Origin of the sequence: Pediococcus damnosus, assembly GCF_001437255.1 — a bacterium.
In the GTDB taxonomy this organism is placed as follows: Bacteria; Bacillota; Bacilli; order Lactobacillales; family Lactobacillaceae; genus Pediococcus; species Pediococcus damnosus.
Genome location: NZ_JQBD01000032.1, coordinates 1 through 19806, shown reverse-complemented (window position 1 = coordinate 19806; position 19806 = coordinate 1). Strand labels below are relative to the sequence as shown.

Annotated in this window: 15 protein-coding genes and 1 pseudogene; 13 read left to right on the top strand and 3 right to left on the bottom strand. The window is 38.0% G+C overall.

Annotated features, from left to right (window positions below):
* The first annotated feature begins 214 nt into the window (after nt 1–214).
* The 3 genes from IV84_RS05485 (at nt 215) to IV84_RS05475 (ending at nt 4837) form a co-directional block, all read left to right on the top strand.
* Nucleotides 215–3427 carry a YhgE/Pip family protein gene (locus tag IV84_RS05485; protein WP_056986226.1) on the top strand — a complete coding sequence of 1071 codons (3213 nt, stop codon included), beginning with the start codon at nt 215–217 and terminating at the stop codon, nt 3425–3427.
* 516 nt (nt 3428–3943) lie between these two features.
* Nucleotides 3944–4570, top strand: coding sequence for an HAD family hydrolase (locus tag IV84_RS05480; protein WP_046870627.1), 627 nt, complete (start codon nt 3944–3946; stop codon nt 4568–4570).
* 33 nt (nt 4571–4603) lie between these two features.
* Entirely contained in the window at nt 4604–4837 is a 234-nt protein-coding gene (locus tag IV84_RS05475) for a helix-turn-helix domain-containing protein (RefSeq protein ID WP_046870628.1), read from the top strand.
* A gap of 239 nt (nt 4838–5076) precedes the next feature.
* Here IV84_RS05475 and IV84_RS05470 read toward each other — a convergent pair whose 3' ends face one another.
* Complete coding sequence (locus IV84_RS05470; protein WP_052694444.1) at nt 5077–5619, bottom strand: sigma-70 family RNA polymerase sigma factor; 543 nt, start codon at nt 5617–5619, stop codon at nt 5077–5079.
* A gap of 358 nt (nt 5620–5977) precedes the next feature.
* Between IV84_RS05470 and IV84_RS05465 the strand changes: the two genes are divergently transcribed.
* The 5 genes and pseudogenes from IV84_RS05465 (at nt 5978) to apf (IV84_RS05445) (ending at nt 10654) form a co-directional block, all read left to right on the top strand.
* Nucleotides 5978–7228, top strand: a complete 1251-nt coding sequence (locus IV84_RS05465) for a PTS sugar transporter subunit IIC (RefSeq protein WP_226996025.1) — start codon at nt 5978–5980, stop codon at nt 7226–7228.
* Nucleotides 7229–7258: 30 nt separating this feature from the next.
* Nucleotides 7259–7447: a hypothetical protein gene (locus tag IV84_RS05460; protein WP_046870631.1), complete on the top strand. Its 189-nt coding sequence runs from the start codon at nt 7259–7261 to the stop codon at nt 7445–7447.
* A gap of 17 nt (nt 7448–7464) precedes the next feature.
* Nucleotides 7465–8649, top strand: a complete 1185-nt coding sequence (locus IV84_RS05455) for a GNAT family N-acetyltransferase (RefSeq protein ID WP_056986225.1) — start codon at nt 7465–7467, stop codon at nt 8647–8649.
* A 383-nt stretch (nt 8650–9032) separates the two neighbouring features.
* Nucleotides 9033–9671, top strand: coding sequence for an aggregation-promoting factor (gene apf / locus IV84_RS05450; protein ID WP_046870633.1), 639 nt, complete (start codon nt 9033–9035; stop codon nt 9669–9671).
* Nucleotides 9672–9942: 271 nt separating this feature from the next.
* Nucleotides 9943–10654, top strand: a pseudogene (gene apf, locus IV84_RS05445) (aggregation-promoting factor).
* Nucleotides 10655–10781: 127 nt separating this feature from the next.
* Here apf (IV84_RS05445) and IV84_RS05440 read toward each other — a convergent pair.
* Nucleotides 10782–12239, bottom strand: coding sequence for an NCS2 family permease (locus IV84_RS05440; RefSeq protein ID WP_056986224.1), 1458 nt, complete (start codon nt 12237–12239; stop codon nt 10782–10784).
* Between the two features lie 311 nt (nt 12240–12550).
* Here IV84_RS05440 and IV84_RS05435 point away from each other — a divergent pair, with 311 nt between their 5' ends.
* Both IV84_RS05435 and IV84_RS05430 read left to right on the top strand, forming a co-directional pair.
* Nucleotides 12551–13924 carry an MATE family efflux transporter gene (locus tag IV84_RS05435; protein WP_056986223.1) on the top strand — a complete coding sequence of 458 codons (1374 nt, stop codon included), beginning with the start codon at nt 12551–12553 and terminating at the stop codon, nt 13922–13924.
* 18 nt (nt 13925–13942) lie between these two features.
* Complete coding sequence (locus tag IV84_RS05430) at nt 13943–14131, top strand: hypothetical protein (RefSeq protein ID WP_056986222.1); 189 nt, start codon at nt 13943–13945, stop codon at nt 14129–14131.
* Between the two features lie 100 nt (nt 14132–14231).
* Here the strand turns inward: IV84_RS05430 and IV84_RS05425 are convergent, their stop codons facing one another.
* Entirely contained in the window at nt 14232–15434 is a 1203-nt protein-coding gene (locus IV84_RS05425; protein ID WP_056986221.1) for an acetate/propionate family kinase, read from the bottom strand.
* A gap of 225 nt (nt 15435–15659) precedes the next feature.
* Here IV84_RS05425 and IV84_RS05420 point away from each other — a divergent pair, with 225 nt between their 5' ends.
* The 3 genes from IV84_RS05420 (at nt 15660) to IV84_RS05410 (ending at nt 19681) form a co-directional block, all read left to right on the top strand.
* Complete coding sequence (locus IV84_RS05420; protein ID WP_056986227.1) at nt 15660–16619, top strand: LacI family DNA-binding transcriptional regulator; 960 nt, start codon at nt 15660–15662, stop codon at nt 16617–16619.
* 91 nt (nt 16620–16710) lie between these two features.
* The gene (locus IV84_RS05415; RefSeq protein ID WP_056986220.1) at nt 16711–18372 is read left to right on the top strand and encodes a glycoside hydrolase family 13 protein; all 1662 of its coding nucleotides are present in this window, start codon (nt 16711–16713) and stop codon (nt 18370–18372) included.
* A gap of 25 nt (nt 18373–18397) precedes the next feature.
* Nucleotides 18398–19681, top strand: a complete 1284-nt coding sequence (locus tag IV84_RS05410; protein WP_046870640.1) for an alpha-amylase family glycosyl hydrolase — start codon at nt 18398–18400, stop codon at nt 19679–19681.
* The last annotated feature ends 125 nt before the right edge of the window (nt 19682–19806 follow it).

The following is a 19806-nucleotide window of genomic DNA, read 5'->3' as shown; positions in this document are numbered from 1 at the left end:
TATTCACCAATACCAGAAAGTGTAGACCCGAAAAATAAAGTTGATAATAAAACTAGTTCAAGGCCTTATCTAATTAGGCCCTGGGCTATTTTTTTGACTTCAGTTATTTATTTTAAAAAATATCTCGGTTTTTGACCTAGGCTTAAACAAATATTAAAGTTTTATTTTGTTGAGTAAGTTAAGTACGTGAAATAAAACAGGAGATGGTAAAGACATGATTTTTAAGAACTGGAATCCGCGAACCAAACGATGGAGTTTTTTGATCTTGGCACTATTAATTCCAATCTTATTAACGGGTGTAATTTTTAGATATATCAATAATTCGCAAGAAGAACATACTACCAATACGAATGTGGCGGTGGTAAATAAAGACAAATCGGCCAAATTTCAAGATACAAAGGTTGATGCTGGTAAACAGGTGATTCAAAACTTGAGTCATAACACGCAGGTTAAATGGCACTTCGTTTCCGAAAAAAAAGCTAAGAAAGAATTGAAGAATGGTCATTATCTGATGACAATTACCATTCCTAAAAATTTCTCTGAAAATATTACAACGGCGTTAGATAAAACTCCTAAGGCCAGTAATTTAAAGATTGATTTATCAAAACATAATAGTTATGTTTCCGGGCTTATTAATGAACAAGTTGCTTCACAGGTAAAAACGGAAGTTGTATCCAGTATTCAAAAGTCTTATGACAAGACCTTGCTTTCATCCATTAATCAACTGGGTACCGGAATTAAGAGCGGTTCAAATGGCGTTAAAAAACTAAAGAATGGCGTTGTTCAGCTTAAGGATGGTAATGGCAAGGTTGACCGTAATTTACATACATTAGCTACAAGTATGATTACGTTTGAAGATGGTACAAAACGATTGAATGATGGCATTAATACTTATGTGGCTGGTGTGGATACTTTGGCATCTGGAAATAAAACGTTGGCCAGTGGTATGAATCAGATGAAATCACAAACAGCACCTTTAGCTTCCGGTGTTCAACAATTAGCTACTGGTAGTAAAACATTGAATACAGGAGTGCACAGCTACACAAATGGTGTTGGCCAAAGTCAAACTGGTGCGAGTCAACTCAGTACCGGTTTAGCCCAATTATCGAATGCTACATCGGCCTTACCATTAGGAGTGACACAATTATTTAACGGGTCAACGCAAGTTACAAATGGATTGAAAACTTTGTCGAATAAGACGGGGGAGTTAGCTACTGGTGTGGGGCAATTAAGTGGCGGTTCAAATGATTTAGCGACAGGAATCAATTCATATACAACTGGCGTTTCAACATTAAATAGAGGGTTGAGTACACTGAATGGCAATTCTAATACATTGAATTCTGGGTCTACAAAATTGTTATCAAGTGCAAATGATCTTTCTCAAGGTGTTTCACAATTAAACACTGCCGCTGGGGAAGCTAATCAAAAAATTGCTGATATGCAACAAATGTTATCAGCAGATACGACGGCAATGAATAGTTTGAAAGATGCCCCTGCAACGATCAAGAGTGCTCAAGAATTACAAACGAAGCTGCAGACCCTAGAGCCTGTTTTAAAACAGCTTTCAGGTTTGGGAAGTGTGTTATCTGAACTAAATAATGCCAAGGGTAGTTTAGCAGATATTAACAGTTCGTTTGCAAGCTTAGACAGCGCAACTAGTGCTTTGACAGATGCTGCAACGAAAGCGCAAACTTCTGCAACAGATAGTCAAAAGGTTGCGACATTATTAGACGGTATCGACACATCTAAGTTAAGTGCTGCCGATCAGGCCAAATTAACGGAAGCTAAAGGTCAAGCCAAAGCTAGTGCCACTAATGCAGCTGCTTCTGCAAAAGAAGTTTCAGCGACTGGCACAAGTTTGCAAAGTTTGAGTGGGGCTAAAGATAAAATTAATGGTTTGGCAACGACATTGAATAAGATTAATGTTGATAGCAATACAACGGAGGCCATTTCAAGTTTAAGCAGTGTTGTTAACCAGGCAAATGAATTATTATCTTCACCTTTGATGAGTGATAATACGGTTCAAACTTTGGACGCACTCAACAAACAGTTACCAACATTAAATACCAATTTGAATGATTTCAAAACACTTGTTGCTGGAATCTCTCAGTTGAATGATCAAGTGAACGGTAAAAATTCATTGACTGCAGGTGTTACCGGATATACAACTGGCGTATCACAATATACGGCTGGGGTTAGTTCGGCTAGTGACGGTGCTTCAAAACTAGCGACCAATAACAATAGTTTAACGAGTGGTGCTTCTCAAATTCAAAATGGATTAGGTACATTGAACGGCCAGGTTCCAAGTCTCACGTCTGGAGTTACACAGTTAACAAATGGTTCGGGGCAGGTATCTACAGGTCTTTCAAGTCTAAATAGTCAGATACCAAGTTTAGTAAGTGGTGTTGGTCAACTGAAATCCGGATCTGGTCAATTAACGACTGGTCTGACAACTCTGAATACCAACTCAGCACAACTGAACAATGGTTCTCAACAATTAAGCTCTGGTCTTCAAACCCTTAATGGGCAAGTTCCAACATTGATTAGTGGTGTGAACCGGTTATCTAATGGGGCAAACCAATTAGTTGCTGGCGGAACAAAGCTTACAAGTGCAAGCCCTCAACTTACAAGTGGGGCTGGACAATTAGAATCAGGTGCTAAACAAGGTAAATCTGGTGCTGATCAGTTGGCAGCCGGTTCTGATCAAGTTCAGGACGGTCTCCAAACTGCTAATTCAGGGATTGGGTTATTAAACACGAAGTTAGCAGATGGTGCTAATCAGGTTCAAAATGTCAATGCAGAGCCCGAAAATGTCAATCATTTTGTCAATCCAGTTAGTCAAAATGAAGCTTTAGAGTCGGTTGGTTCTGTTAAAAACATGTTTGCACCTTTAGTTATTGCGATGGTTCTCTTCATTGCTGCTATCTTGAATCAATTAGGTCAATATGCTCGACGCAAAGGTCGTCGTAACAGTGGCTTTGGTCTTTCCAATAATATGTTACTCGTACTGACCTTGTTACAAGTTGTAGGAGTTCTGGCATTTATCGGAATTGATAACATTTCTGTCATTCATCCAGTTGGGTTAGTGATTGCTGCAGCGGTAACTGCCATCAGTTTCACAGCACTGTGTGTCGTTATTGATCTCTTGTTCGGGGCCCCGGGAATCTTATTCTCGCTAGTGCTGATGTTGGTTCAATTAGCCGGAGTTCTGCTACCAACGTCAATGCTCATCACTGTTTATCACGCAATTTCCGAATTGTTACCAGTTACCCATGCGATGAGCGCGTTTAATTATGCCATCAACGGGGTTGGTAATGGCATGGTTCTCCAAAGCGTTATTGTAATGCTGTATCCAATTGTGATTGGTGGAATTTATTACTTTGTCGCACGGAGTCGAAAACTTAGTTTGAAAAACGCAAAAGATTAATGTTTAAAGGTTGAAAGTACAAAGATAACTTCAGTTACTGCTATTAAGCAGTTTAGCCCAACAGAATTAAGTTACTTGTCGTTCTCCAGCTCCCTTGGCCTGGAACGGGGTGGGCACGATTTGAAGCCAAGCAAGTCACTTGTCTTCAAACTCGACCTTTATCTAAGCAAAAATCGCTAAGATAAATTTCACCCCTGAGGCCAAAACGCCTCCGAATTGCTGGAAAACGGAATCTAAGCTAATTTAATTGTTGCTAATTCTTTTGTATCAGGTAATTAGGTAAAGCTCGTACTTTCATCTCTTAGTTAATGTCTAAAATAATTAAATGATTTAAGGTAAGTCAAAAATATTTGGCTTACTTTTTTTGTGAAAAATGGACAAAAGCGTCTATTTATAAGATCGATAGATGAAAATTCAAATTGTTAAAATAAAATTTTAAAAGTAGCATTGAGGGGAAGCGATTTCTTATGCTATAATGCATTGTTTCATTAAAAAAGTAGAGGAGGCGTTTAAGGCATGTATCAAGTTATTTTATTTGATGTTGACAACACGCTTCTCAAAACGGATGCAGCTGTTTGGGCAACTGTAAAGGTCATTTTTAAGCGGCTATCAATTCCGGTGACAGAAAAAGAAACGCGCAAGTTAATGGGATTATCAGCAGTTGAAATTTTTCAAAAATTGGGCTCTCCTGATCCAGAACAAACGGTTAAGGATTATGGAAAAGAATTTTTGAAACATCAGGATCTAGTTCGTGAGTTTCCCGAAGTAGAGCCACTTTTTGCGGAGTTGAAAAAGAGAAATATCCAGATCGGGATTGTGACTTCCAAAACTCATTATGGATGGCAAACACAGGTTGCTCAGTATAATTTTGCAAAACAGGGTGACAAAATTATCGTTTCAGAGGATACTAAAGAGCATAAACCTAATCCTGAACCAATCTTGGCTGGTATGCGCAAATTTCCTGGAGTACCTAAAGATCAGTTTTTGTACGTTGGAGATGCGCAGTATGATATGCAAGCAGCACATGCAGCCGGAATCGATTTTGGGAATGCAAAATGGGGTGCAATTCCGGGAGCCGATTTTCAGGATGCCGAGTATATTTTTGAAACACCGTTGTCAGTTTTAAATGCTTTTAAAAAATAAATAAATGGTTAAAACCAAAGTGGAGGAATCAAGATGATCAAGCAAGAGATGACAAAAGAAGAAGCAATTAAAATACAGGTTGCTAAAGAGTTAGTGGAGTTTCGCCTGCGTAAGGGATTTACACAAACGCAATTAGCTGAAAAGGCTGGCAAACGCCAATCGCAAATTGCCCGCATGGAAAGTGGTCGTGCTAACGTATCATTCAAAACACTTGATGAAATCGTCAGTCGTGCAGGTGGAAAGATCACACTAAAAATTGTGGATTAATTAAAATTTTTTAGAGAATTGAATCAATAAAAAAAGTTCGAAACTAGGATAAGGGATCTTATCTTAGTTTCGAACTTTTTTGGGTTCTAATCAGTCGAGATGGCTGCCATACGGTGCAAATTAAATAGAACTATTCCATAACTAGGCGTTGCTGGAAGACGGCATTTAAACTAATTTGCTTGTTATTAACTCTTTTGTACCAGGTAATTAGGTGAAGCTCTGTACTTTCAGCCTTTAGATTAGCGCCTATTTTTTGATATACAGGCTAGAGCCTTGTTGCCAACACTTCGGCGTAAGTTAGAAACACACTGTCGCGAAACGTGGTGTTTATCAGCGATTTCTCCGTTCTTTAAATGAAGAACATAACAATCAATTAAAAAATTTTGTTCAGCATGGGTACAGCAGTGGTAGAGCTCTTGAAACAATTGATCATTATAAACAGATTCAAAAGCCAAATCGTTCGTTGATTGAATTTGGGCATTTATTGATTCTTGATCAAATTGAATTTTCTCGGCAAGTCTGGACGTTTGACGAAGTAAATCTAATAAGCGCCAGTAGACGGCCTGATAAGCAAAAACACGGAATTTTTGAGGATGATCCTCAACAGAGGCTGGGTACCGAGCATAAGCCTGAACAAAGGCTAAGTAACCTTCTTGAATAAAGTCATCATAATCGGTTTGCATGCGCGAAATGTGTAACCGTTTGGCGGCACCGTGGATAATTTTTTCGTTGTTATCCTGAAATAAAAAGTTGAATCCTGCTTGAATAGTTTGTTTTTCCAATTCTTGAATCTCCTCGTAAGATAAGATCCAAGGGCCCTTGATCATTAATTAGCATATAGAAAAATTAATTAATAAAAAACGGGATAAAGTGCGTAGGCACGTAGTAAACGCAAATTGAAAATGCTTTAGGATAAAAGCCAAATAACATAAATCGGGTTGCTGAGCAGTAGAACGGAGAGGATTAGAGAAAATACTTAAGCGGGCTAAAAGGTCTATACCTATTATGAAAACGAATATATTTATCAGAATACACTCGCAATATAATGAATATTACTAATAATTAGAGAATTTTCTTATGAAAAGGTTTACATTTACAAATGGAGAACTTATACTGATATTGTAATTAATTTATGGGAGGGTGATTATTTTGAAGAAGTTTATGGATTGGATTCAAAATGTTTTGATGCCGCCTTTAGCAAAGGTTGGGAACAATAAGTATCTGGTTTCGATTCGTAACGGGTTAGTTATGACGTTACCGGCAGTTATTAGTGGTTCTGTATTCTTGATTATCGGAAATATTCCAATTCCGGCTTGGACAGCCTTTATGAAACCATATATGGGGGCCATTGGGGTTGCTGTAAATGGATCGTTTGGGATTATTTCATTGCTGTCAGTCATTGGAATTGGTTATGAACTGGCTAAGAATCTTGACCTTGATGCAATTAATGGGGCTGGATTGGCGACGATGGCCTTTGTGATTGTTTCTTTCAATGATAAGTACGTATTAGACACGGCCAACTTTGCTTCAACTGGGTTATTTACTGCTATTATTTGTGCTTTTGCATCTGTTTTAATTTTAAATTTCTTTGTTAAACGTAATCTAGTTATTAAATTACCAGATGGGGTCCCTGATGCGGTCAGCCATTCATTCAGCGCTCTAGTACCAGGATTTGTTGTTCTACTCTTATTCTGGACCATTCGGGTACCACTTCACTTCGATATTAATGTTTTTATTCAAGATATCTTCCATCCTTTACTGTTTGCAATGAACAGTTTGCCAGGAATTATGTTCTATACACTATTAGTTAGTCTACTCTGGGTCGGTGGTATTCATGGGGATATGACTCTGGAAGGAATTGCAGATCCTATTTTTCTTCAGTTTGTAACGGCTAATGGGATTGCATGGGCGCATCATCAGCCAATTCCATACATCACCTCAACTGGTTTTTCCAGTCTTTTTGTAAACGTTGGTGGAACTGGTGCCACAATTATGTTGGTGTTCTGGATGCTTTCTTCCAAGAGTAAAACGTATCGGGAATTAGGAAAAGTTGCTTTTCCAAGTGCCCTATTTGAAATTAATGAACCTGTTATCTTTGGATTTCCAGTTGTCATGAACCCAATTACGTTGATTCCTTTCGTGTTGCTTCCCCAGATTCTTGCGGTGGGAACTTATGGATTAATGGCGCTTCACTTGGTAAGACCAGCTGTTACAATGGTGCCATGGACAATGCCACCAATTATCGGTCCCTTAATGGCAACTGGTTGGGATTGGCGAGCTGGTGTTTGGTCCGCAGTCGAATTGGTAATTGCTGCAGCTGCCTACTATCCATTCTTTAAAGTAGCTGAAAAACAGATGGTTGAAAAGGAAACAGCTAAAGTTGCTGCATAATTAGTATTAATATAGAAGGAAAAATAAATTATGAAACCAGGAAAGATTATTTTATTAGGAATTATTGGTGCGGTTATCATTGGATTATTAGTGGTAATCACTACACTTTTGCCCACCACTTTTATTTCACAACAGAGCTTGATCGACGTTGTGGGAATCGTAATGTTTGCCGGATTTGGTTTTTATATTGCAAAGATTCGTGATAAAGTGAAAAAATAAATGTGGAGGTGCTAGTAATGAATGAGGTTGTGAAACTAAGTGAAAAAGATTTGGATGAATTCTATCATCTTTATTTATATGCGTTCAATAATCAAGATAGTGAAGAGCGACGAGCATTTTTTGATAATCGTTACAAACACTCACAGGCCTATGGGATTCACCATCGAAATAAATTAAGTAGTGGGATGTTAAGCATTCCATTTCAGATTAATTTTCATGGGGTTACTTATAAGATGAATGGAATTGGGGATGTCATGAGCTATCCTGAATTTGGTGGGCATGGTGCCATCACGGATTTAATGCGGCAAGCTTTTGCGGACATGCGAGACGATGGAGTTTCACTTTCTTATCTGGCACCTTTCTCTTATGATTTTTATCGGCGATTTGGTTATGAAGAAGTGTTTGATCGTGCTATTTATCAAATTAAAAACACTGATTTGCCCCGAGTTAAACTATCTGAAGAGCGTGGGACTTTTATAAGGTTGCCACTTGCTGATGCAATTGCGTTGATTGATGAAGTTTATGAGAACAATGAACAGAGCCGTAATGGTGGGGTAAAACGTGATCCTTGGTGGTGGAACTATCTGTGTTTGAAACATCCACAATGGCAAGTAGGCGTTTATTTGGAAGATGATAAAAACGCTTCTGGGTATGTGATCTATGAGCCTTCAGGTGATACGTTTAAAATCCAAGAACTTATGTATACTAATCAACTTAGTTATCAGTATTTGCAACGTTTTATATGCCAACATGAGTCAATGTTTGCCAAATTTGAGTATGCAAATGGTGATCCAAAGGGCTATCCAGATGTGATGGCAAATCCAGATACCGTAGATGTTCGAATTCGTCCTTATATGATGGCCCGAATTATTGACCTACAAAAATTTGTTGCAGATTACCCGTTTATGCAGAAAGTAAAAACAGTACGGTTAGCTGTTAAAGATGAACTAATTCCACAAAATAATGGAATTTGGCGTCTGAAAGTTAACGTGAACGGGATAAACTTTGAAAAACTTAGTAACAATGAGCAAAATATGGCGGATATTCATTTGAATGTTCAAAATTTGACAAAGGCATTCATGGGCTATCGACAATTAGACTATTTGAAACGAACTGGTGCCATTACTGGAAGCCTTGATTCAATTCATAATTTAGGCAATGCTTTGCACTCAGAATCGCCAATGTTGTGGGATTACTTTTAAAAGTAAGTTTTGTGTTTTCAACCTTTAGCAATTAGTTGGAAGTAGTGTGGAAATCTCATTTTGAGAAAATCTACGCTATTTTTTTGTCTAATTTGGAATGAATTTTGCCGTAAATCCCGGTAAATATAGTAAATAAATGATCAAAAGAGGGGGGATCTCTAAAAAAATTCAATTTTTTAATTATTTTAGAAGCAATTTTGTCATTTAAGCAATTTGATAACAACGGGATTCACGGCGGTTATCCAGTTATTGAATTACAGTATATTTCAGAAATACCCTAAATCGATATCTTTTTGAAATACTTTTGTAAAAAACGGAGGGTAGTATGATACACATAAATTAAATAACAAACAAAAACTTAAACAAACGAGGGGTATATATTTATGACATTAAGAAGCAAAATCACAAAATTTTCAGTAGCATTATTATCAACAGTTACTTTGGGTTCAACTGTAATTACTGCAGCAGCACATGCTGATTCAGTTTACACTGTTAAATCTGGCGATACACTTTCAGGTATTGCATACGATTTAAACAAAAATAATGATTATTCAGCATTAGCAACAGCAAACAAAATTAAAAATGTTAACTTGATCTATGTTGGTCAAAAATTATTAATCAAGAGTGATGGCGAAGTTAAGGTTGCTACAAAGAGCGAAGTTAAATCAACTCCAGCTGTTAAGAGCATCGCTTCAACAACTCAAAACTCATCAGCAAAGACACAAAGTGCTAACACAAACACAGCAAGTTCACAAAGCTCAAATACAGCAAGCAAGACTACTACATCTACAACAAATGGCGGTGATTCATCAGCTAAAGCATGGATTGCTAACAAAGAATCAGGCGGTTCATATACAGCTACAAACGGCCAATATGTTGGTAAATACCAATTAAGTTCTTCATACTTACATGGTGATTATTCAGCTGCTAACCAAGAAAAGGTTGCTAACTCATACGTATCTTCACGTTACGGTTCATGGTCAGCTGCTAAATCATTCTGGCAAGCAAACGGCTGGTACTAAGCCGAAAAACCGAAAATTTAATCCGAGTTTTTTAAACTCAATTTAAAACAATCCATTTTATGGGTTGTTTTTGTTTTATCTTGTAATGCAATTGAAGGTAAAGAAATGCTCAACCATGGGGTAGAAAGCGTTTTTCATTGAAATAAGGTTACAAAAGATTACAAAAATAGCAAAATAGATATATTCGTGAACCCCCCCTTGAAAACTCAAGGCTGTAATATAGCAAACGTTGGTTAACAAATGGCAAAAAATAAGAGGAGAATTTACTTACATGAAACTAAATAAATTTACGAAATATACAGTAGCATTTCTTTCAACTATTACTTTGGGCACACTTGCTTTAACAACAGCAGCAAGCGCCGACGAAACATATACGGTTAAGTCTGGCGACACACTTTCAAGCATTGAATACGCATTTAAACAAGATACAAATTACCAAAGCTTGGCAAGCACAAATAATATTTCAAATGCCGACGTAATCTACGTAGGTCAAAAATTAGTAATTAGCGATGGCACAACTAAGGCAGCAGCACAGCCACAAGCTGCACCAGCTGCTAGCACACAAAATAACACACCAACACCAAAGTACACAAAGCAGTTCTGCATCAACACAACAAACACAGCCACAAAGCACACAAAGCAGTTCTGTTTCGACACAACAATCACAACCAAAGACTACTCAAAGTTCAACACAGAGTCAGTCAACAAACACACAAAGTTCAAATACCGCAAGCAAGACTACTACATCTACAACAAGTGGTAGCGACGCATCAGCTAAGGCATGGATTGCTAACAAAGAATCAGGCGGTTCATACTCAGCTACTAACGGTCAGTACATTGGTAAATATCAATTGAGCTCATCATACTTGCATGGTGATTACTCAGCTGCTAACCAAGAAAAGGTTGCTAACTCATACGTAGCATCACGTTACGGTTCATGGTCAGCTGCCCAATCCTTCTGGCAAGCAAACGGCTGGTACTAAAATAAAAACTGATTTAAAACGTGTCTTTTAGACACTTTTCAAACTAACTTAAAAAGCTCGTTCAGCAATTGGAAACGTAACTTTCCTTAATTGCTGAACGAGCTTTTTTATTTATGAGATTTAATATTTAAGCGATGGCCAATACGGTAAAGTTGAGGATAAAGAGTGCAGATACAATCCAAATCAATGGGTGCACTTCCTTGGCCTTTCCAGTGACAGTTTTGACGATGCAGTAGAAAATGAAGCCAGCGGCAATTCCGTACGTAATGTTGTAGCAAAACGCCATAAAGATGGATGCCGTGAATGCAGGAACTGCTTCTTCAAAGCTATTCCAATTAATGTCCTGAAAAGAGCTCATCATCATGATGCCGACAATGATCAATGCTGGGGCGATGGCAGCATTGGGGATGATTGAGAGCAATGGAGACGCAAAGCTACTTAGCAAGAACAAAACGGCTACTGTAACACTTGTTAAACCGGTCCGACCACCGGCACCAATTCCAGCTGAGCTTTCTACGTAAGTTGTAATGTTCGAAGTTCCGAATAGGGAACCAACTCCAGTAGCAATGGAGTCCGCAAACAATGCGCGATCTAGTTTTGAGGAAAGGCCCGGCTTAGCTTCGAGATCTTTTTCATCCTCTGCTGAGAAAATTCCGGTGCGCCGGCCCGTTCCGATAAAGGTGCCAAGTGAATCAAAAATATCTGACAAACTAAAAGAAAGAATCGTCATAAAGACTAGGATAAGACGATGACTATCGCTGAATAGCGACCCCATTCCTTTAGAGGAGAAAGCCGCCAAGAAAGTTGTTTTCAAGGCACCGATTGAGTTTGCGAGGGAATTAGCATCTGAAATATGTAAATTTGTGACGCCCATTGGAATTCCAATGATGGTTGTGGCAATAATTCCGATTAAAATACTTGCTGGAACTTTTTTGATTTGTAATATGATGGTTAAGGTAATTCCAATAAGGGCCAGGACAACACTTGGATTGTTAAACAAAGTCATTGACGGGGTAATGCCACCACCTGTGACAACGCTAGTAACCCCATGTGTAAAATGAGTAACGGCTGAGTTATAGGCTTGGCCGTTAATGGAAACAATGCTGCTTGAATCACTAGAAAATTGAAGGATGTTAGCATTCTTTAAACCTAGATAAGCAATGAAAACACCAATCCCGCCACTGATTGCAAGTTGAATGGTGTTGGGAATGGCTGTAATTAGCATTTTCCGAAGTTTGGTAATGGTAATCACGATATTGATCACCCCACAGAAGAACACGAGAGCCAGGCCTTCTTGCCATGTAAAGCCAAGTGACATGACGACGGTATATGTAAAGAAGGCTTGTAAACCTACCCCAGGTGCCAATGCATAAGGCACATTAGCAAAGAGTCCCATAATAAGGGTACCTGTGACAGAAGCAATAATCATGGCTAAAAACACAGCTTGAGCCGGCATTCCAGTTTGACTAAGGATTTGCGGGTTCAAAAATAAAATATATGACATCGCGAAGAAAGTCGTAATTCCGGCAGTGATTTCTGTAGAAACAGTGGTACCGTTCTTTTCCAATTCGAAAAATTTTGACATGATTTTCCTCTTTTCTTATGATGTACGTATAGCATAAACGATTTCAAAGAAGAAATCTACTCAAAACACGTAATTTGATGTTTTTAATTGTAAAAATAGTTCGTGTTATACATTAAAAGTAACAATATCCATGAGTAATTTTCTTTTGTAATTCTGAAACACGATTTAATAGATAACTTCGGTTTGTGGATAAACTAAAAAAGGTAGTTCTATTCTTTGTAATTAGGGGGCGACTAGTTATAATATAAACTTAATTGATAATTTCAGAAATTGATTTAAAATCAAAAAAGATGGTTTTAAGGAGGCGTAAAATGGAATATTCACTTACTAAGGGTAATCCAATCAAAGGAATTATTGTCTTTAGTATTCCATTATTTTTGGGAAATATTTTCCAACAAATTTATACGTTATCGGACACTCTAATCGTGGGGCGTGCGGTTGGTGTAAATGCACTGGCCGCCGTTGGTGCAACCTCTGGATTAAGTGGATTGATTATCGGGTTTGCGCAAGGAATGACGGTTGGACTCTCGATCTTAACCGCACAGGAGTTTGGAAATGGTGATCTCAGAAGTGTAAAGCGCAGTTTTGCGAGTAGTATTTGGATTTGCATAACAATGAGTATCGTCCTTACCATAATCGGAGTTTCGTTGGCCCGGCCATTATTAGTCCTTATGCAAACACCTAAAGTTCTGTTAGATGGCGCCGAAACATTTATTGGGATTATGTTTATGGGCTTATCGGTTACGATGTTTTATAACTTGTTTGCAAATATGCTGCGTTCTTTAGGTAATAGTCAAGCACCGCTCTTCTTTTTGATTGTTGCGGCAATTACTAACGTTGTTTTAGATATTGTCTTAGTTATCGGACTGCATATGGGAATTGCTGGGGCTGGAATTGCAACTGTTACTGCTCAGCTACTTTCTTGTGTTTTATGTATACTGTATATCAGGCGACAAATTCCCGAATTAAGTTTAAGTCGGGAAGATATGAAAATTGATAAAGAAATGATTAAAAGCGAGCTGAAACTTGGTATGCCGATGGGATTTCAATCTTCAATTATTTCGATTGGTTCCATTATTTTACAGGTTTCATTGAATCAATTAGGGCCAAATTCAATTGCGGCCTATACGGCAGCTGGTAAAATTGACTCTCTAGCTACGCAACCGATGGTCTCATTGGGAATTACGATGGCCACTTTTACGGCTCAAAATTATGGTGCGAAAAATTATGACCGAATTTTGGTGGGAATTCGCCAATGCTTGATTGCAACGGTATCGTTTAGTATTGTGATTGCCGCTGTGATTATTCTGAATAGTCATGCGTTAGTGAACCTCTTTATTGGGAATTCGGCGCCTCAAGTTACTCATCTGGCACACACTTATTTCTTGGTTGTCAGTACAAGTTATTTCTTACTCTCTATTCTTTTTGTGGTACGATATGCTTTGCAGGGATTAGGACGAAGCTTTGCGCCGACAATGGCTGGCGTGGCAGAACTGGTCTCGCGAATATTTGTTGGGGTTGTATTGGTGCCTCAGTTCGGTTTTATTGGGGCCTGTTTTGCAAGCCCACTTGCTTGGCTGGCTTCCGTTGCCGTTTTGATCGTGTCATTTACCAAAACGATGCGAGATTTGCGGAAAGTGGATGAGCAGCAAGAAAGCGTATCATTAGAAAATGAAGAAGAATAGGCATAAGAGGCGAAGGTTATGAAGATTTGGACGATTATTTTATTAGTATTAGATGCTTTAATTATTCTTGGTTTAATTGGTGTCGTGATTAACCAAATTCGTCAAGGTGATTTTTCTGATAAGTTTTGGATTGGGATTGCTGGGGCAGCAGCGTTTACCTATTGTGGAAACTATTTACTAAAATCTGCTAAAGTTGTTAAAAAATGAAAAAATGACAAACTGATATTTTTAAATAACAGTTTGTCATTTTTTATTTTTCGCGCTTTTTTAAATTTACCGAAAAGGCAATATTCAGATGATACTAAAACTATTCACCCTTTGGTTCATTTGTTAATTTCTTAACAGATCTAGCGATGGCTAATTCTTCATTTGTAGGGATCATTAATACTTGTACAGAAGAATCGTCTGAGCTAATAACGCGAGGGCCCTTACCATTCTGATTACGATTTTCATCAAGTTTAATCCCCAAAACAGCTAAGCGATTAATTACATCTGTTCGGAGAGAAGCCTGATGCTCACCAATGCCGGCTGTAAAGGTGATAACATCTAAGCCGCCCATTTCGGTGAAATAGCCGCCAATATATTTAACGGCTGAATTGATAAACATATCATAAGCCAGTTTTGCCCGTGGATTGGTTGCTGAATTTGAAACAATATCGCGCATGTCAGCTGAAATTCCGGAAACACCTAAGAGACCAGATTTTTTATTGAAGATGTCGATAATTTGGTCGGCGGTCATATGCAGCTCGTTCATTAAGAATGGGACAACCGCTGGATCAACAGAGCCAGATCGCGTGCCCATTGGAAGACCTTCGAGAGGTGTGAAGCCCATTGAAGTATCAAATGGTTTGCCATCTTGGCTGGCTGTGATTGAAGCACCACCGCCTAGATGCAAGGTGACTAGTTTTAAGTCATGATAGTCTTTCTTGAGAAAATTTGCCGTTTCGTGCAACACGTACTCATGACTGATACCGTGTTCACCATATTTACGAATATGATATTTTTTGGAGTAGTCATACGGAATCGCATAAAGAGCAGTTTCTTCAGGCATATTCAGATAGAATTGACTGTCAAAAACCGCAATTTGTGGCGTGGTGTCTGGCAGCACATCCATGAGGGTTTCAATACACTCAACTTGAACTGGATTGTGAAGGGGTGCGTATTTGTTGAGCGCTTTTAGTTTACCAATGTTATCTGAAGTGATTTGAGTAGGATGTTTAAAAATTGTTGCACCCACAACCACTCGGTGACCGACCGCCGCAATTTCGGAAACAGCATCGATTAAGTGGAGATGTTTAAGTTGATCAAACAAAAGCTCAATACCCTGCTTGTAAGTTAAATTGCTGATTTGTTGTGTAAAGTCTTCGCCGTTGCGCACAATTGTGAAAATAGCTTCCGGTGTGTTCATCCGTTCCATGACACCTTTGTTAATAAGAGACAGATCGTCGATGTTAAAAAGTTGCCATTTTAATGATGAGCTTCCGGCATTAATAACTAATATTTTTTTCAAAATGAGATTACACTTCTTTCAATTAATGATTTTAAGTCAATTGTGGACCTGCTTCTATAAAAAATAAGCCACTAAGGTCTCTGAAAAGTGTAGCACATTTTTTCCTATTATATGAAGTAGTTACGTGAAAATAAGAAATTACATAAAATAAAGCGGTTTTGCAAGGGCTTACTTGGTATAATGATCATGAATACATATGAATTACTCGGTGAGGAGAGAAGTTTAATAGCAACTTTAAATGATGTCGCAAAATTAGCTAATGTTTCAAAAATGACGGTATCACGAGTAATCAATCACCCCGATAAAGTTACGAATGATTTGAAGCAACTCGTTTATCAAGCGATGCATGAGGTAGATTATCATCCTAACATGGCTGCAAAAGCGCTCGTGAATAATAGTACTCAGATTATTAAGTTTTGTGTACTCGAGGATATTGATACGACGGAACCTTATTATATGAATTTAATGATCGGAATTGCGCGTGCATTGGATGCCCAGCAATATTCATTACAGTTGGTTACCCGCCAAAACTTTGATATTGGAAAATGTGATGGGTACGTAGTGACTGGCATGCGTAAAAAAGATTTTGATTGGATTGGCAATTTAAAGAAACCGGTCGTGATATTTGGCGAAAATCGTTTTGGCTTTGATTATGTGGATACAAATAATAAGGCTGGAACTTTTATGATCTCTGAATTAGCTGTCAAACGAGGGTACAAGCGACTTATTTTTATTGGGATGGATAGTCATGAATCATTTGAGTATTCACGAGAAGCTGGCTATCTGCAGCTGATTCAAGAGAATCAAATGGTATCTGAAATCCATCGATTTGATAATCATAGTCATCTTTCTCAACAATTTATTATTGAGAACTGGGATGATTTCGGTCCCGACACTTGTTTTATCTGCGCGTCTGATCGGCTTGCACTTGGAGCAGAGCGCGGTATTGAAAGTTGTGGAGGACTAATTCCCGTAGATTATGGGGTAACTGGATTTGATGGCGTATTTTTGAACCAGGTGGCCTTTCCTCGGATTACAACGGTTAAACAGTCTATCGTTGAGATGGGAATGGCTTGTGGTGAAAAATTGCTTAATAAAATTGTCAATCATATTGATAAGGATGGGTCACTCATGTTTGAACCCAAAATTAGTATGGGTGGCACCGTTCGAGACAGTTCAAAATAATGTTATCGATAACATTGCCAATGGGCCTTGCAATTGTGAGGCTTATTTTTTATGCTGTTAATGAAAAGGCTTTCAGAAAGAAGAGATTGTGATGGGTGAGTGGTATGAAAAGGCAGTGATTTATCAGATTTATCCGAAAAGTTTTAAAGATTCTAATAATGATGGTGTGGGTGATTTGCCTGGGATTACGGAAAAACTGGATTATGTTCAACAGTTAGGGGCAAATACAATTTGGTTAAATCCGATTTTCGTTTCGCCTCAAATTGACAATGGATATGATGTTTCAAATTATTTTGCAATTGATCCCATACTTGGAAATATAGATGATTTTCAACAAATGGTTACTGAAATCCATAAACGTAACATGTATTTGATATTGGATTTGCCAATCAATGATACGTCGGACCAGCATCCGTGGTTTCAAGATGCTGTAAAAAATAAAGAAAGTATTTTCCGCGATTATTATATTTGGGGCGAGAATAATGGCAAACGACCAAACAATTTGGGATCGTTTTTTGGCGGTAGCATGTGGGAACCAGATCCAAACGGTGGTTCGCAATATTATTGTCATTTATTTGATAAAAAGATGCCTGATTTGAATTGGGAAAATCCCGAAGTCCGTAAATCAATGGCAGATATTGCTAATTTTTGGATCGATAAGGGTGTGGATGGCTTTCGGCTGGATGCATTCATTCATATTGCTAAGGCTAATTTTGAACAAAACATTCTTAATCAAGATGAAAAATTTCCAATTGATTCGTCACTTTATGCGAACTTACCTAATGTAAAAACTAATTTACAAAACTTTATTAAGCTTGTTAAAAATGATCATCCAGATGCATTTTTTCTTGGAGAGGCTTCTTCGGCAGATGCCTATCAGGCAGCTGAATATACGCGTCCAGATCAGCCTGGGTGCGACATGGTGGTAACTTCTGACAACTATGGGGAAATCTATCCAACGAAAGATCCGCAAATTCCCAAATTCTTTCAACCTCGTCAGTTAGATGCTGAAAAACTGAAAGATACTTTTTCAGTTTGGGAAGCGGTGCTAAAAAATATTAGTTTACCAGCTTTAACCTGGGGGAATCATGATATTAGTAGAGTTTTGGATCGTTTGAATATTAGTGAAGACAATCTGGATATGCCTAAAGCTTTAGCGGTTGTCATGTATTTGCAACGAGGAATTCCAATTATTTATTATGGTGAAGAAATTGGTATGCGCAACTTAAAGTATAAGAAACTGAAGGATTTTCATGATCAGCGGGCATTGGACTTAATTCAATTATTGCAAAATCTTGATTATCCTGATGAAGAAATTCTGCAGTTGTTAAATCAACAGGATGAAATGACGGCTCGTGGACCATTTCAATGGCAAGTTGGGAAATACGTTGGTTTTTCAAACCATCATCCGTGGAATTGGGCCGATCATAATGCAGTCACGGCCGAAAGTTCTATCGCTGATAGCGAAGGACTGCTGGCTTTTTACCAAGCGGTATTGAAAATTAAAAAACTTCCTTTGTTTTCTGAAGGCAGTTATGTGTTATTGGATACGGAAAGGGACGTTTATGCTTACAAGCGCGAGCTTGATGGGATAAAAGGATTTGTGGTTGTTAATTTAGGAGATAAATCAGTAACCTATCATATTCCAACAATTAAAATTATTCATACAATTTTATCTAACAAGGCGAATTCGTTGGTTGATAACGTTGTAACGATGGATGCAGGCGGCAGTATTGTGTTGACGGAGAAATAACAAAGCAAACAGGAGGAGTTAGCAAATGGCAGATGAAACAAGTGTAGATTTACGCAAATTACAAATTTATAGTGTTTTTGTGAGAAATCACACGCAAGAAGGAACGTTGAAAGCATTAGAGAAGGATCTTCCCAGAATTAAAGCTTTAGGGACAGATTTTATTTGGTTGTTACCGATTAATCCGATTGGCAAAGTGGCTCGCAAAGGGAAATTAGGGTCACCATACGCAATTCAAGATTATCGAAAAGTGGATCCGGCGTTAGGAACTTGGGATGATTTAGTGCATTTAGCAGATCAAATTCATCAATCCGGTATGAAACTGATGATTGATATTGTTTACAATCATACGTCGCGAGATTCAGTTTTATTAAAAGACCATCCAGAGTGGTTCTTACATGATGAGACTGGAAAGTTGTATAACAAAAATCCTGAGTGGTCTGATGTGGCGGAGCTTGATTATAGTAATCATGATTTATGGAGTTATCAGATTGAAACTTTAAAACAGTACGCGAAAATTGTGGATGGTTTTCGTTGTGACGTAGCCCCACAAGTACCTTTGCCATTTTGGCTGGAAGCCCGTAAAGAAGTTGCCAAAACTAATCCTGATACAGTTTGGTTAGCAGAATCAACGGGTGGAGATTATATTCGTGAAATTCGTAGCAAAGGATTCTGGATTTCATCGGATGGTGAGATCTATCGGGCCTTTGATATGGCCTATGACTACGATATTGATCAGGATTGGCATGATTATTTGTCAGGAAAATCGACATTGGCTGATTATGTGAACGTGTTGAATCGGCAGGACGTTGCATATCCATATAATTATATAAAAATGCGTGATTTAGAAAATCATGACAATTTAAGAGCACATCAACTTATTCAAAATGAAAATGATTTATTGAATTGGACAGCATTCTCTGAGTTTCAGAAGGGTGCGATGTTAGTTTATGCCGGGCAAGAATATGGAGTAAAGCATACACCGTCATTATTTGAGGATGATAAAATCCATTGGAATACTAACTTGGATTTTTCTGGTTTAATTAAAAAAATGCATGAGTTGAAGCAGGATAGAATACAAGTTGCTGGTAAGTATGAATTGACAAGCCAGCAAAACGATATTGTTCAAGTTCAATTCTCACAAAAAAAGGAAGTTAGGATTGGTATTTTTTCTTTAAAAAGTCAAAGTGGTGTAGCAAAAGTAAAACTTGAAGATGGTTTATATACTAATCTAATAGACGGCTCAGACGTGAAAGTGAAGCATGGGGTTATACAAATAAATCAAAATCCTGTAATTATTGAAAATAGATAAAAGAAAAGTGTTAACGGTAACATTAAGAAAGCGGTTGCAACCGTTATGATTTCGTATAACAATAAAGGTGTTCAGAAAAACATCGGATTAAATGATTTAAGCCTTGTGGTGATAAGTCAAGTATG